Origin of the sequence: Flavobacterium limicola, assembly GCF_003634755.1 — a bacterium.
Classification (GTDB): Bacteria; Bacteroidota; Bacteroidia; order Flavobacteriales; family Flavobacteriaceae; genus Flavobacterium; species Flavobacterium limicola.
Map to the genome: position 1 here is coordinate 513,531 of NZ_RBXA01000001.1, position 15,063 is coordinate 528,593.

The window sequence follows — 15,063 nt, forward strand, 5'->3', positions numbered from 1 at the left end:
GGATTACATAGATCAAACGAAACACTTGAAAGGAGTAATTCTTATTCTCTTCGGAATTTTCTACTTTAGAATGTCTCGCAATCAAATAAAGAAGTAATAGGAAATAAAAATTATTCTGGTTAAAAAATGTCAAATACTATCAAGCATATAGCCGTCATGAGACTTTCCGCAATGGGAGATGTCGCCATGACGGTTCCTGTTTTACGGGCTTTTGTAAACCAGCATCCACAAGTTAAAATCACGGCAATTTCCAGACCGTTTTTCAAACCTTTTTTTGAAGAAATTCCTAATATTACTTTTTTTGCTTTCGATGAAAAAGAACGGCACAGAGGATTTCTGGGGTTGTTGCGTTTGTTCCAAGATTTAAAAGGTTTACAAATTGATGCTTTTGCCGACTTACACAACGTTCTTCGTTCTAAAATCATCCGAAATCTTTTTGCTGCAAGCGGAAAAAAAATAGCTTCGGTAGATAAGGGAAGAGCAGAGAAAAAAGCATTAATCCAACCCGAAAATAAAGTGTTCAAGCAACTCCCTACGATGTTTGAAAGACATGTCAAAGTATTTGAACAAATCGGTTTTAAGGTTGATTTATCCTCCCGAAGTGTCGGGACTTTATTTCCTAAAAAAGCAGTTTTGAGTCCGGAAATTTTAACGTTAATTGGAACAAATCATCAAAAACTAATTGGAATCGCTCCTTTTGCTCAATACGATTCTAAAGTGTATCCCTTCGATTTAATGCAACAAGTTATTGATCAATTGGCTTTGGACAAAACAAATACCATTTTACTTTTTGGCGGTGGAAAAAAGGAAATTGAAATCGTGGATTCGTTTTCTGCTAATAAAGAAAACGTCATCAATATGGCGGGCAAAATTAAATTCCAACAGGAATTGCAACTCATCGGTAATCTAGATGTTATGCTTTCGATGGATTCAGGGAATGCTCATATTGCGGCTATGTTGGGCGTTAAAGTCATTTCTCTTTGGGGTGCGACGCATCCGTATGCTGGATTTTCACCATTTAATCAACCAATGGAAAATGCATTAGTTTCTGATAGAAACCTATTTCCTAAACTACCAACTTCGGTGTATGGGAACAAAAAAGTCGCAGGTTATGAACATGCTATGCGAACGATTACCGTTGATGCAATTGTTAAGGCACTTTAACGGTAGATTATGCATTTAGAACTTATTATACATTTTTTATTTCTGATGTAATTTTCATATAATGAGAATTTTAACACATTTATAACATAAACCCATAATTGTGTAGTGAGAAAAATACTATTTTTGATTTTGATATGTTCAGCTTAAACCGTAAAGTAAAGACTAAATAAAAATGTTTATTTGTTGGTTCGACTTTTTGGAAATACGTTGAAATGTTCCACTAAAAAAAATATGAAACTACTTATGTCAAAAATTACGGTAACAATTGCAATTTTGTTGATTTTCTCCTTTTCTGCGTTTTCTCAAAAAAATAAACTTTCAGGTGTTTTGACCGCTGGAAGTGAAAAAACCCCCATTCACAATTCAGTTGTTGCTTTATTAACTCCGGTAGACTCCGTTTTATATCAATTTACGCGATCAGACAAAGCGGGTAAATTTATCCTTAATAATGTAAAACCCGGGAATTACATCGTAATGACATCTCACAGTCAATATGCCGATTATTTAGATGAAATAACCGTGAGTACAACTGATAAAGATTTAGGAGCCATTGCTTTGATGAGTAAAATGGAACTGTTGCGAGAGGTAGTGATAAAAACGGGATCAATCAAAATTAAAGGCGATACAACAAGTTATAGGGCCAGTGATTTTAAAGTTGATGCCAATGCCAATGTTGAAGAATTACTAAAAAAATTGCCGGGAATGCAAGTAGATAAAAATGGAACCATCAAAGCAATGGGAGAAACAGTAGAAAGGGTACTGGTTGATGGTGAAGAATTTTTTGGTGATGATCCTGGTATGGCTGTAAAAAACTTACGTGCCGATGCTATAAAGGAAGTACAGGTTTTTGATAAGAAAAGTGATCAAGCTGAGTTTACAGGAATAGATGATGGTGAAAGTAAAAAAACAATAAATCTGAGATTAAAGGAGGATAAAAAGAAAGGCTATTTTGGTAAAATTGATGGAGCAAACCAACCCGCTACCGACGCCGATTCCAGATACAATAGCAATATCATGGTGAGTAGTTTCAAAGGGAAAAGAAAGGTTTCGGCATTTTTATTAAATGGAAACACGGGTCAGGATGGATTAAGTTGGCAGGACAGTGACAAATTTGGAGGAGGAGACGGGAATGTGAGTATGAGCATGGATGATGATGGAAATGTAAATTACGAATGGACCGGCGGTAATAATGATGAAGAACCTTATGTTGATACTCAAAACGGTTTTATAAAAAACACCAATGCAGGATTGCAATACAGTAATAAATGGAACGACAAACATTCCTTAAATTTATCACCCAAATACAACAAACAAAGCTACCAAAACAATAGCAGCAGAAATACCCAAACGCAGGTAGGCGATACACAATTGAATGAAAATAGAGCAACTGCTAGTCATGTAAATAGAGATAATTTTAAGCTTAATGCGGTTTATGATGTAAAAATAGATTCAGTAAACACCCTTAAACTTACCGCTAAAACAAATTTTTACAATACTGAAAGTGATGAGTTTACGACCGGAAATACCACTGGAAGTGATGGATTATTAAGGAACAAACAGGAACGATTATTTACCACAAAATCAGATAAGCAATCCCTGTCAGCAAGTGCTTTGTTTAAACATAAATTTGTAAAGCCACGTAGAACCCTTTCTATCAACAGCAGTTGGAGTACATTGAATACGAATGCTAACAATTTTTTAAAATCGGCTAATGAGAGTTATGAAGGAGGCGATTTTGCTTTTAGTAATGAGGTAGATCAAAATAAAATTGGAGATAAAACCAATCAAAATCTTACTTTAAATGTGACCTATACAGAACCTATAGGAAAGAAATTTGCGGTGCAATTATCCCATCAAATTACGCATAATACGGGCAACAGTAACTTTGTGACTTATGATTTTTCAGATCTGACAGGAAAGTATGATGTTGTGGTCGATTCCCTTTCAAACCAATTCAAGCAAAACATAACAACAAATAAACCAGTTATTAAATTAAGTTATAATGCTAAAAAGATAAATTATAGTTTTGGTAGTGGTTTTGGTTTCACATCATTTAATTTACAAGATCAAACTTTAAATAAGGAATACAATCGCAGTTTTACAAATTTTTTTCCAACTGCAAATTTTTCTTACAAGTACAAAAGCAACAGCAATTTGCGAGTGAATTATCAAGGTGCTACAAAACAGCCTACTATTGACCAATTACAACCGCTACGAAACAATCAAGATTTTTTTAACCAAGTAGTAGGAAATCCAGATTTAAAGCAATCTTTTACAAACAGTATCAATGTTTCTAATAATAGTTACAGCATTTTGACCGAGACGAATTTTTATCAAAGCATTTCTTTTAGAACAACATCAAATTTGATTTCTTTCAATAGAGATATTGACCTAGAAAGCGCAAAAACAATTACAACACCTATAAATACTAATGGTAACTTTTCTGCCAATTTGTATATGGGTTACGGGTTTAAAGTCAAAAAAATAAACATGTACGTTAATCTTAGTCCTTCAATAAATTACAACAAATCGGTCAATAGCATCAATAAGCAAATCAATAATTCGAATATTTTAAGTTCTAATTTTTCTGTTTATTTGAATAAATCCAAAGAAAAGAAATACGATATCAATCTAAGTAATACTTTCTCAAACAGCCGTAACAGTACTTCTCAAAACAATGAAGTAAAATCATTTAACACCAATAACCTTGGTTTAGATCTTGCCGTTTATTTTAGAGAAAAATGGAAATTATCAACGGATTATAATTTATATTCTCGTCAAAAAACGGTTGATTTTCAAACCAATCTTACCAATCAATTATGGAATGCCAGGTTCCAACGGACCTTTAAGAACGATGAGTTTACGGCTTATGTAATGGTGCGCGACATTTTAAATCAAAACATAGGTATTAGCAGATTTGTTTATGAAAATACAATCGGGGAAGAGCGAAATGACAGACTCCGACGCTATGCTATGATAGGTTTTACATGGAATTTTAAAAATAAAAACGGCATTGAAAAAAATAAATAAGCCAGCAACCAATTATAATTTAACATCGAAAAATGTCAATATTTTTAAAATAAATAATCTCAATACTTTAAATACAAGCTCATGAAATCAATATATTTTTACCTCGCCATTTTATTATGTACGTCCAGCACTTTTGCCCAGCAATTTCTTGATAAGGCTGTAATTGAGTATGAAGTCAATACCAATCTCAAAAAAACAATGAGTAATGACAGTTGGGATGAAATGATGAAAGAGAACTTATCCGACTTAAAAATATCGTATTACACGTATACTTTTGAAGACAATAAAAGTGTGTATAAGTTCGATAGATGGAGTCCAAAAACTAGAATACCAAAACATGAGAAAGAAGCTGACGAAGAAAACACTTGGTTCTTTGATTTTACAGCGCAAAAAATGAACCTACAAAAACAAATTGTGGGTACTAATTTTGTTATTACAGATAGTATTCCCAACATTGAATGGAAAATCACAAACGAGCGCAGAGAAATAGCGGGCTACAATTGCCGAAAAGCGGTTGGAAAAATATTTGATGATGTTTATGTGTTTGCTTTTTATACAGACGACATAACCATTACTGGCGGTCCATGTAGTATAAATGGTTTACCAGGTATGATTTTAGGACTTTCAATACCTAGATTGTATACGTCATATATAGCAACTAAAATAGATTTAAAAATCAAAGATAGCACTGTAATTAAGCCTATTACAGCTAAAAAAACTTATGATTTTAAAGAACTAAAAACATTAATAGAAGAAAAAACAAAGGACTGGTATACGTACGGAGAGGACAAGGAAGAGAATAAAAGACAAAAAAATATGTTCTTGTGGAATGCTTTTTTGTAAATGAAATGACCGGATTTTAGAAATATTAAAAATCCCAAATTCCGACATTTAAGGCTGGGATTTGGAATTTTTAATATTGGATATTTATCTTTTAAACATCATCATAATCTACATAGATAGTTTCAGAGGTTGGATGTGCTTGACAGGTAAGAATAAGTCCATCGGCGATTTCTTTATCGGTAAGGATGGAGTTTTTAGTCATTTCGGCAGTTCCAGAGGTAACGCGAGCCAGACAGCTGCTGCAGATTCCACCTTGGCACGAATATGGAGCATCAATGCCTTGCTTTAAAGCGGCATCAAGAACGGTTTGTTTTTGTGACATTTCGAAAGTTGTTTCCTCGTCATCCACCATGATGGTAATTTTTGAATGGCCGCCTAACGATTTTTCTATTTTATTTTCTTTGGTTGAAGAAGCAAATAATTCGAATTTAATATTAGATTCTTTTACATTATGTTCTTTCAAAACTCCGGAGACGATATTGATCATTTCTTCTGGTCCACACAAATAGAACTTATCAAATTCCAATTCCTTGTGTTTGTTATTCAGAACAAAATTCACTGTCGATTTCTCAATTCGCCCAAACAAAGCAGGTTCCACTTTGGCTTGACTATAAACATAATGTACAAAAAGGCGTCCTACATATTGCAATTGCAAATCGTGCAATTCTTGGTGAAAAATGGTTTCTTCTGGCGTTTTGTTCCCGTAAACCAATACAAAAGAACTCTTCGGTTCGTTTTTCAATACTGATTTTAGGATAGACATCACAGGTGTGATTCCGCTTCCGGCAGCAAAAGCCGCGTAGTTTTTTTGTCGTTCCGTTTGTGGTTCAAAAGTGAATTTTCCTTCCGGTTTTCCCACTTCAAGAACATCGCCAGCTTTGAGTTTTGTATTAGCAAATTGAGAGAAAGCACCGTTTGCGACCGCTTTCACAGCAATGCGTAATTCCCCGCTGTCAGGAGCTGAGCATATAGAATACGCACGACGAATTTCTTCACCGTCCAAGGTTAATTTTAGATTGATATATTGACCGGCAATAAAAGTATAATTCGCTTTTAATTCCTCAGGTACGTTAAAAAGTATGGAAACAGCGTCTTTGGTTTCGCGTTTTACTTCTTTTATGATTAATTTCAAAAAGGATGACATGATATTTTTTTTGCAAATATAGTAAACAGAATAGGTTTTTTGAATTCAAAATATTTGAAAATTTTAATACCTAAAACTATTATGTATAAGAATCTTATGTATATTTGTTTTTCAAAATGAGACCGCTTCGTGTCTCGCAAGTACAAAAAAATGAAAAATTCACAATTATACAAAGGAAGTCTGAATACGATAATCATGAAATTGCTGGAGGAAAACGGCAAGATGTACGGCTATGAAATTACCCAAAAAGTAAAAGCGATTACCCAAGGTGAACTCAATATTACCGAAGGTGCTTTGTATCCGGCTTTGCACAAGCTTGAAGCCGAAGGATTACTGGATGTGGAAATTGAAAAAGTGGATAACCGCATGCGAAAATATTACAAGCTTACGGAAACCGGTCAGAAAGAAAACGTAAACCGACTCTCAGAACTCGAAGATTTCATTCGAAACATGCAGAGTTTAGTGAACCCAAGTCCAAAATTAGAATTTTAATTTTTTGAAGATGAAATTAACTAACCAACAAATAGCTCAAATAGAAGAAACCTTAGTTTTAAACGGTATAGTATACGATGACATTAAGCTGGAGGTTTTAGATCATATTGCCACGGAAGTACAAGTGTTGATGGATGAAAATACACTCTCTTTTAATGACAATTTTAAAATAGCAATAGATAAATGGTCACAAGAATTAAAACCTTCATATTCAATCTACACAGGACTAAACGTTAAATATCCCAAAATAGTTTTAGATAAGAAGGTAAGTGCAATAAAAAAACAATTGTTTATTAACTTTTCGATAAGTCTAATTTTTCTATCTACTTTTTTAGTTCTTTCAACATTTTATAATGCAAAGTTACTTACTTATTATTTTCAAGTTGGGGCTCGATTTGTATTCATTACAGGATATTTATTATTGATTATTAATACAATTAGAATTCGGAATTCAAAAATAAACACGTCTTTTTATTCTCAACATAAAAATAGAGTTGCTATATACATTTCTTGGATTTATCCCTTTTGTTTTATTAACACTCCAGCTGATTCAACAAACCAAATTATGTTAGTTTTTACGTGTTCTATAATGTTACTCCATCTTTTATTTAGCTCACGATTAGCGATGAAGCATTTTGAATTTGAAAAAAAATTATCATTTACCAAACCATGAAACTAACCACCGAACAAATAGAATATGTATCTAATTATGTCAAATCTTTTGATATCAAATGGTATGAATTACAAGTAGAATTGACGGATCACATGGTAAATAGTATGGAGGAAATTTGGGAGAAAGATCCGAAACTTACCTTTCATCAAGTGAAACAGTATGCTGAAAATCATTTTGGGCGGAATGGTTTTAAAGCTATTGAAAAAGAAAGAATGGCGATTCTTCGAAAAGAATACAATCGAAGTCAACGAAAAATGATAGCTGAGTATTTGAAGTTCCCTAAAATTTTTGGAAGCATTCTGTTGGGATTTCTAGCTTATCAAGTATCTTTTTACTTCGATAAGCCGCATGAATTTATTGTTCGGTTGAATATGTTACTTATGGCGTTATCTATTCCATTTATTTACAGTTGGATTAAAAATCAAAAAATAAATGGGAAACGTTTTTTAGCAATTAATGGTCAGAATTTTTATATCAGTGTGATAGTGTTTCCTCAATTTGGAACAAACTTGTCTGAAATATTTAAGGAGGAAATCCAACGGAATCACCTATTAGTGATACCATTTATTTGTTTTTGGGTTTTAGGCGTTTTATTCAGTATCACAGGTTTATATATTAACACTAAAATTGTAGCGAAGATCAAAAAACAATACCAATTGAATTAATTCTATGAAGATGAAACTAACCACCCGACAAATAGACCAACTCTACCTTTTTACCCGCCAGCATTATGTGGAATATTATGATTTGCAAACGGAACTAGTCGATCATTTGGCAAACGCCATTGAAACTGAATGGCAACAAAATCCTAAACTAACTTTTGACGAAGTTTTAAACAAAGAATTCAATAAATTTGGGGTTTTTGGTTTTATGGATGTGGTCGAAAGTCGTCAAGCTGCTTTAGGAAAAAAATACAATCGTATTGTATGGGAACATTTTAAAGATTTTTTTGGTATTCCTAAAATTGTCTTAACTCTAGCAGCCGCCCTTTTATTATTTATTATTTTAAAAGCAAGTACCTATCAAGAGTGGACTATAATTGGTTTATATCTTGCATTGTTTGGTTTTACGATTTATGAAATGATTAAATCTCAGAGGCAAAGAATTAATAAAAAGAAATTACAACAAAAAAGATGGTTGTTTGAAGACATCATCAATCAATATGGAGCTTTTTCTGGTGCTATACTTTTACCCTTTAATGTACTGTTACAAATATACAATCGTATTGATAGCTATGTAACTAATGATTATTTTTTACTAGCAATAAGTCTTGTTTTAGTATTATTATCTGTTATTCTTTTCATCATTTTTAAATTAATCCCATCTAAAACGCAAACCTATCTAAAACAAACCTACCCGGAATTTAAATTAGAAAATTTGTAACGTTTTCTTATTTTGACTACATATTACAAAACCAAAATAACCAAACTATGATTCAAAAATTCCTTTATCTCGAATGGAAAGCTTTTTTTAGGTCAGCTTCCTTCGCAACTAATTTGGCTTTGAAAATCCTGATGGGTTTTGTCGCCGTTTATTTCCTTTTAATTTTCTTAGCAGTAGGAGTCGGGGCCTTTTATATTCTAAAGAAAATGAATCTGGACCCAATTGTTACGGTGAATCAATTCATGATTTATTATGTATTGATGGATTTAATCATCCGATTACTGTTGCAAAAAATCCCGGTGATGAACATTCGTCCGATGTTGATTTTCCCCATAAAAAAATCGACAATTGTTCATTTCTCACTAGGAAAAACGGTTTTGTCCTTCTTTAATTTGGTACACGCTTTTTTCCTGATTCCGTTTTGTGTTGTTTTAATCATCGAAGGCTATGATGTGCTTTCCGTAGTGCTTTGGTACACTGCTATTTTTTCATTGCTATATCTCAACAATTTTCTCAATATTCTACTGAGTAATAAGGACAATTTATTTGCTATTTTCTTGGCAATAGCAGCTATTTTAGGAGGATTACACTACTACGGACTCTTTAATATCACGGAAATTACAGCGCCATTTTTCAATGCTATTTTCAATACGTATTGGGCTTTTGCCATTCCAGTTTTGGCACTAATCGCTTTATATTATGTCACGTTCCAGTATTTCAAAAAGAATTTATACCTCGATGCGGGATTGTCAAACAAACACGATGTTGCCAAAACAGAGGATTTGACTTGGTTGAACCAATTTGGAACCATCGGAACCTTCTTGAAAAACGACATTAAATTAATCAAAAGAAACAAACGTTCTAAAACCACTGTAGGATTGAGCGTCATGTTCCTTTTTTATGGTTTTCTTTTCTTTACCAATGCAATTGCAGTATACAACAATCCTACAATGCACATTTTTGCCGGGATTTTCGTTTCCGGTGGATTCCTTATCACTTTCGGGCAATTTGTGCCGAGTTGGGACAGCGCGTATTACCAGTTAATGATGACACAAAACATTCCGTACAAAGGCTATTTGAGTTCTAAATGGTGGCTTATGGTAATTGCTACAATTGTGACCACAACCATTGCATCATTCTATCTTTATTTTGGAGTTAATGTTTATTTAACCATAGTCGTGGGTGCGATTTATAATATCGGAGTCAATTCTCATTTGGTTTTATTGGGTGGTGCGTATACTAAAACACCAATCGATTTGAGTTCTGGGAAAGGTGCTTTTGGAGATAAAAAAGCATTCAATGTAAAAACGATGCTTATCTCAATTCCTCAATTAGGATTACCGGTTTTACTGTATTGGTTAGGCTCAAAATTTGGAAACCCAAATATAGGCTTAGCGCTTGTAGCAGGTACAGGAATAATTGGATTTGCCTTCAAAGAGAAAGCATTTTCCGTGATTGAAAAAATCTATAAATCAGAGAAATACGCGACCATTGCGGCGTACAAACAAAAAGGATAATCTAGCGATTAACGAAATCAACAAATAACCGAATAAACTTTTTCAAAAATGATACAAGTAAATAACCTTTCGAAAACATACAACGGAACAACCGTATTAAAAATAGATTCTTTAGAAATAAAAAAAGGCGAAAGCTTTGGATTAGTTGGAAATAATGGTGCTGGGAAAACCACTTTTTTCAGTCTTTTATTGGATTTAATCCAGCCCTCAACAGGAAATATTGTGAATAATGACATTCAGGTAAACACCAGTGAAAACTGGAAACCGTTCACTGCTTCTTTCTTGGACGAAAGTTTCTTAATTGGCTACTTAACGCCCGAAGAATATTTCTATTTCATTGGCGATTTACGCGGACAAAACAAAGCCGATGTCGATGCTTTATTGGCCACACACGAAGAATTTTTCAACGGAGAAATTCTTAAAAACAAGAAATATTTACGCGATTTATCTAAAGGGAATCAGAAAAAAGTGGGTATCATCGCCACTTTAATTGGGAATCCGGAGGTTATTATTCTGGATGAACCGTTTGCTAATTTAGACCCAACCACACAATTCCGATTAAAAAAAATCATCAAGGATTTAGCCGATAATCCGGAAGTAACCGTCCTGGTTTCCAGCCACGATTTGCTGCACACCGTTGAGGTGAGTGACAGAATTGTCGCGCTGCATAAAGGCGAAGTGGTCAAAGACATTCAAACTTCTCAAGAGACTTTACAGGAATTAGAACTGTTTTTTGCGGTTTAAAATTCACGCAACAGTCCTAGAAAAACCTTTTACCGCTAATTTGCGAATTGTATACTCCAATGCGTTTATATAATTTGTGAATTAGCGGTTTTCTTATGGCGTAACCCAAAGTCTCGTCCCAAAAGACGAGACTTTGGGTCGGGCTGTGCGCTGTATCTTTATTTTCTTAAAGAAAGAAAATAAAGGATGCCGCTTCCATCCCTTACGCAAGTACGTAATACCCAAATATAACGTCATAATTTTCACGATAGCAAAAAGAAATGTATTTTTACCAGTGCATATACTAAAAAGTATATTTAATAGTTAATTGATAAAAACGTTTTCCATTGAAAATCAATATATTTAAACCACTATCCTTCATGTTATTTTTTGCTTTTTTGGTAGCCTGTTCTACTAAAAAAGACACCTTTATGGCTAGGAATTCGCATGCCTTAAGCACCAAATATAATATTTTATACAACGGTCAAGTAGGATTGGATAAAGGAGTTATGGCGGTAAATGCCAGCAGAGATGATGATTTCTGGCAACTTCTGCCGGTAGAAAAAATGCAAATCGTAGAAGATGTCACTTCCACAACAAAACCTAAAAATACTGATTTTGAATTGGCAGAAACGAAAGCGACCAAAGCCATTCAAAAACATTCGATGAATATTGGTGGCAGAGAGAAAAACAGTCAAATTGATGAAGCGTATCTGATGCTTGGAAAAGCCAGATATTACGACCAACGATTTGTTCCTGCGCTAGATGCATTCAATTATATTCTATACAAATACCCAAACAGCAGCCGAATTTATGAAGCCAAAATTTGGCGAGAGAAAACCAACATGCGTTTGGGAAATGATGCTTTGGTCATAAAAAATATCAATAAATTATTAGAAGATCACGAAGTAAAAAAACAGGTTTTTGCAGATGCAAACGCACTTTTGGCCGCTTCTTTTTTAAACATGGAGGAGAAAGACAGCGCCGTTGCTAAGATAAAACTCGCCATCGAATTCACCAAAGTAAATCAGGAAAGAGCCCGATACCGTTTTGTTCTGGGACAATTGTATCAAGAATTGGGATACAAGGACAGTGCCGTTACTTCCTATCAAGCCGTGATTGACATGAACCGAAAAGCGGAGCGAAAATTTGTCATTCACGCACATGCCAAAAAAGCGGAGTTGTTTGATTATCAAACGGGAGATTCAGTTTCTTTTGTGAAAACATTCGATAAACTGATTAAAGATCGTGAAAACCGTCCGTACAAAGATTTGATTTTTCATCAAATGGCGGTGTTTCATGACAAGCAAAACAATCAGAAAACAGCATTGGATTTCTATAATGCATCGTTACGAACGAATTCAAAAGACACGTATTTAGTTGCTTCAAATTATAGAAATATAGGAAATATGTATTTTAGAAATGCGGAATATCCTGCGGCAGCAAAATACTATGACAGTACTTTGGTTAAACTGAATAACAAAACAAGAGAATTTGTAAAAATCCAAAAAATAAGAAGCAACCTCGATGAGGTGATTTTGTATGAAGCGCTGGCAAAGCGAAACGACAGTATTCTAAATGTTGTGGCAATGAACTCAACGGGTCGTATGGCTTATTTTGAAAAGTACATTGTTGCACTACAAGAAAAAGATGAAGTTAAGCGACTTTTAGAGGAGAAAAACAAAGCAAAACAGGAAAATATTGCGAGAAATAACACCGCTTCATCTGCAGCTCCCGCTTCTATTCAAGAATCCGGAAATCCGGCGCGAAAATCACCAATTACTCCACCTGCCATGACGAGTGTTTCTTCTCAACAAACGGTGAGTGCTTTTTATTTTTATAATCCTACAACTGTAGCTTTTGGGAAATTGGAATTCAAAAAAATATGGGGTGACAGGAATTTAAACGGGAATTGGAGGGTTACCGCAGGAAATGCAAACGTAACAACTATTGACTCTTTGGATGGGGATAAACAATCGTCTGAAAAGGAAGTGAACTCGAATAAAATAGTAGAGCAATACACCACGGATTATTACCTGAAACAACTTCCAACAGCGCAGATAGAATTGGACAGTATCCGTAAAGAACGGAATTTCGCATACTATCAACTGGGTATTATTTATAAGGAAAAATTCAAAGAAAACAATCTGGCAATCAATAAACTGGAACAATTATTACAGCAGGATCCTGAAGAAAAATTGATTCTTCCTGCAATGTATAATTTGTATAAATTATACCAGATAACTGATTTGAATAAAGCTGAGGCAATGCAAAAAAAGATCTCGGCTCAATTTCCGGATTCTCGTTATGCACAAATAATTAATAACACCAATCCAGATGCAATTTCTGAAAATGAAACACCGGAAAGTGTCTATAACAAATGGTATAAAGTATTCCAACAAGAACAATTTGTTATGGTTTTAGATAACGCAGACGTTTTGATTAATCAATTTTCGGGAGATGGAATTGTATCCAAATTTGAGTTGCTTAAAGCAAATACCATTGGTAAACTGAAAGGAGTAACGGCCTACAAAAACGCATTGCAATTTGTGGCGGATAATTATCCAAATAGCGAAGAAGGGAAAAACGCAGTGCAAATTTTGAGAGATCAAATTCCTTTTTTAGAGAAAATGGATTTTAATACAGTGGAGACCAATAATTGGAAAATTCTATATAAAGTAGGTAAAAAGGAAGATAATGATACAAAAGCTTTGGAAGAAAAAATAAAGAAGTTTTTCAAAGAAAACAACTTTCAGGAGTTATCGTACTCGTACGACTTTTATAATGAGAAAGAAAGTTTTATTACTATTCATGGTCTAAATTCAGCGGTCTTTGCAAATAATATTGTTGCAAAGATTCAAACAGATAAGTCTGCGGAAAGCAAACAGAGCTCAATAGTGGTATCTAATCAAAACTACAAAGTGATTCAGATCAAGAAAAACCTTGACGCATATTTAGCATTAAAAAGACAATAATTATGTTTGATAAAAAACAAAAATCATACACCGATCTTTTGGGGAAAACCAATAGAATCGTTGAAGGAACAATTATTAAAGGCGATATCATTTCACAAGCTGATTTCAGATTGGATGGGAATTTGATTGGAAATTTTCAGTCTGGCGGAAAAATTGTTATCGGACCTGCGGGAAGTGTCACCGGAGATATTATATGTAAGAATGCTGATATTGAAGGAAAGCTTGACGGTAAAATTCAAGTTGCAGAAGTCCTGAATGTAAAAGCAAAAGCTAGTATTCATGGGGAAGTTACTGTAGGAAAATTATCAGTGGAGCCAGGTGCTGATTTTAGCGCATCATGCATCATGAAGGCAAGTACAAAAAATCTAATGCTAAACGATGGACAACAAAAAACCAAATAAAAACAATTTCAATAAGTGGTTGGTATTTATGGGGATTCCTTTTCAAATGGGAATTGTCATTTTCGCATTTACTTATTTTGGGATGTGGCTGGATGAAAAATATTCTGATGAATCGTCATCACTTTACACCATTATTTTATCACTATTATCGGTTTTTATAGCACTCTATAACGTAATTCGCCAAGTTAAAAATATTAATAATAATAACGAATGATCAAAGTTTTATCGTTTCTGAAGTATTTAGTGCCCTTCACACTACTCTTATTTTTTGCTCAATATTATGGCACAGCGGCAATCAGTCAAGATCATGACTTCTTTTATGCTACTTGGAGTATTTATCTTTTCCTCTTTGTTTCCACACTTTTAATCTATTTGCTGTTGCTTTTTGTAAACTCAAATTTTCCGGATTTCACCGGTTTTGCTTTTCTGGGCACCACTTTTGTGAAAATGATGGCGGCTGTCGTTTTTTTGATTCCGTTGATACAATCAGAAGGTCGAGAAACTAATTTGGATATTGCAGCTTTTTTCATCCCTTATTTCCTATTTTTGCTTTTTGAAACAGTTTTTTCGATACGATTAATAAATAAAAGATAAGTTGCTTGAAAATAATGCAATACGATTGTAAAATTCATTTTTTAAAATCATCATTATAATTTTCAATTTTCAATTAAATATGTACCTTTGCAAAAAATTTTAAAAACGTAAAATCAGATACACA

The 15,063-nt window shown here is 33.8% G+C and carries 14 protein-coding genes; 13 read left to right on the top strand and 1 reads right to left on the bottom strand.

The genetic code is table 11. From position 1 onward, the window contains the following. Positions 1-126 precede the first annotated feature (126 nt). The 3 genes from BC952_RS02220 (at position 127) to BC952_RS02230 (ending at position 5,037) form a co-directional block, all read left to right on the top strand. On the top strand, positions 127-1,164 hold the full coding sequence (locus BC952_RS02220) for a glycosyltransferase family 9 protein (protein ID WP_244200079.1): 1,038 nt from the start codon (positions 127-129) through the stop codon (positions 1,162-1,164). 243 nt (positions 1,165-1,407) lie between these two features. Then, entirely contained in the window at positions 1,408-4,194 is a 2,787-nt protein-coding gene (locus BC952_RS02225) for an outer membrane beta-barrel family protein (RefSeq protein WP_208639964.1), read from the top strand. Positions 4,195-4,275: 81 nt separating this feature from the next. Further along, a complete protein-coding gene (locus tag BC952_RS02230; protein ID WP_121364071.1) occupies positions 4,276-5,037 on the top strand; it encodes a GLPGLI family protein in 762 nt (253 codons plus the stop codon). A 91-nt stretch (positions 5,038-5,128) separates the two neighbouring features. Here BC952_RS02230 and BC952_RS02235 read toward each other — a convergent pair whose 3' ends face one another. Continuing rightward, entirely contained in the window at positions 5,129-6,181 is a 1,053-nt protein-coding gene (locus BC952_RS02235) for a ferredoxin--NADP reductase (RefSeq protein ID WP_121364072.1), read from the bottom strand. Between the two features lie 150 nt (positions 6,182-6,331). Between BC952_RS02235 and BC952_RS02240 the strand changes: the two genes are divergently transcribed. The 10 genes from BC952_RS02240 (at position 6,332) to BC952_RS02285 (ending at position 14,939) form a co-directional block, all read left to right on the top strand. After that, positions 6,332-6,673 (top strand): PadR family transcriptional regulator, encoded by a 342-nt coding sequence (locus BC952_RS02240; RefSeq protein ID WP_121364912.1) that lies wholly within the window; start codon positions 6,332-6,334, stop codon positions 6,671-6,673. A 10-nt stretch (positions 6,674-6,683) separates the two neighbouring features. Then, positions 6,684-7,346 carry a hypothetical protein gene (locus tag BC952_RS02245; RefSeq protein ID WP_121364073.1) on the top strand — a complete coding sequence of 221 codons (663 nt, stop codon included), beginning with the start codon at positions 6,684-6,686 and terminating at the stop codon, positions 7,344-7,346. Then, positions 7,343-8,011 (top strand): hypothetical protein, encoded by a 669-nt coding sequence (locus BC952_RS02250; protein WP_121364074.1) that lies wholly within the window; start codon positions 7,343-7,345, stop codon positions 8,009-8,011. Before BC952_RS02245 ends, BC952_RS02250 begins: the two co-directional genes overlap by 4 nt. A gap of 10 nt (positions 8,012-8,021) precedes the next feature. Further along, a complete protein-coding gene (locus tag BC952_RS02255) occupies positions 8,022-8,729 on the top strand; it encodes a hypothetical protein (RefSeq protein WP_121364075.1) in 708 nt (235 codons plus the stop codon). Positions 8,730-8,776: 47 nt separating this feature from the next. Further along, positions 8,777-10,246 (top strand): DUF5687 family protein, encoded by a 1,470-nt coding sequence (locus BC952_RS02260; protein WP_121364076.1) that lies wholly within the window; start codon positions 8,777-8,779, stop codon positions 10,244-10,246. Between the two features lie 48 nt (positions 10,247-10,294). Beyond that, the gene (locus tag BC952_RS02265; RefSeq protein WP_121364077.1) at positions 10,295-10,990 is read left to right on the top strand and encodes an ABC transporter ATP-binding protein; all 696 of its coding nucleotides are present in this window, start codon (positions 10,295-10,297) and stop codon (positions 10,988-10,990) included. 326 nt (positions 10,991-11,316) lie between these two features. Continuing rightward, the gene (porW, locus tag BC952_RS02270) at positions 11,317-13,944 is read left to right on the top strand and encodes a type IX secretion system periplasmic lipoprotein PorW/SprE (RefSeq protein ID WP_341866820.1); all 2,628 of its coding nucleotides are present in this window, start codon (positions 11,317-11,319) and stop codon (positions 13,942-13,944) included. Between the two features lie 2 nt (positions 13,945-13,946). Beyond that, complete coding sequence (locus tag BC952_RS02275) at positions 13,947-14,345, top strand: bactofilin family protein (protein ID WP_121364079.1); 399 nt, start codon at positions 13,947-13,949, stop codon at positions 14,343-14,345. Further along, the gene (locus BC952_RS02280; RefSeq protein WP_121364080.1) at positions 14,323-14,559 is read left to right on the top strand and encodes an AtpZ/AtpI family protein; all 237 of its coding nucleotides are present in this window, start codon (positions 14,323-14,325) and stop codon (positions 14,557-14,559) included. Before BC952_RS02275 ends, BC952_RS02280 begins: the two co-directional genes overlap by 23 nt. Continuing rightward, a complete protein-coding gene (locus BC952_RS02285; protein ID WP_121364081.1) occupies positions 14,556-14,939 on the top strand; it encodes a hypothetical protein in 384 nt (127 codons plus the stop codon). Before BC952_RS02280 ends, BC952_RS02285 begins: the two co-directional genes overlap by 4 nt. Positions 14,940-15,063 lie beyond the last annotated feature (124 nt).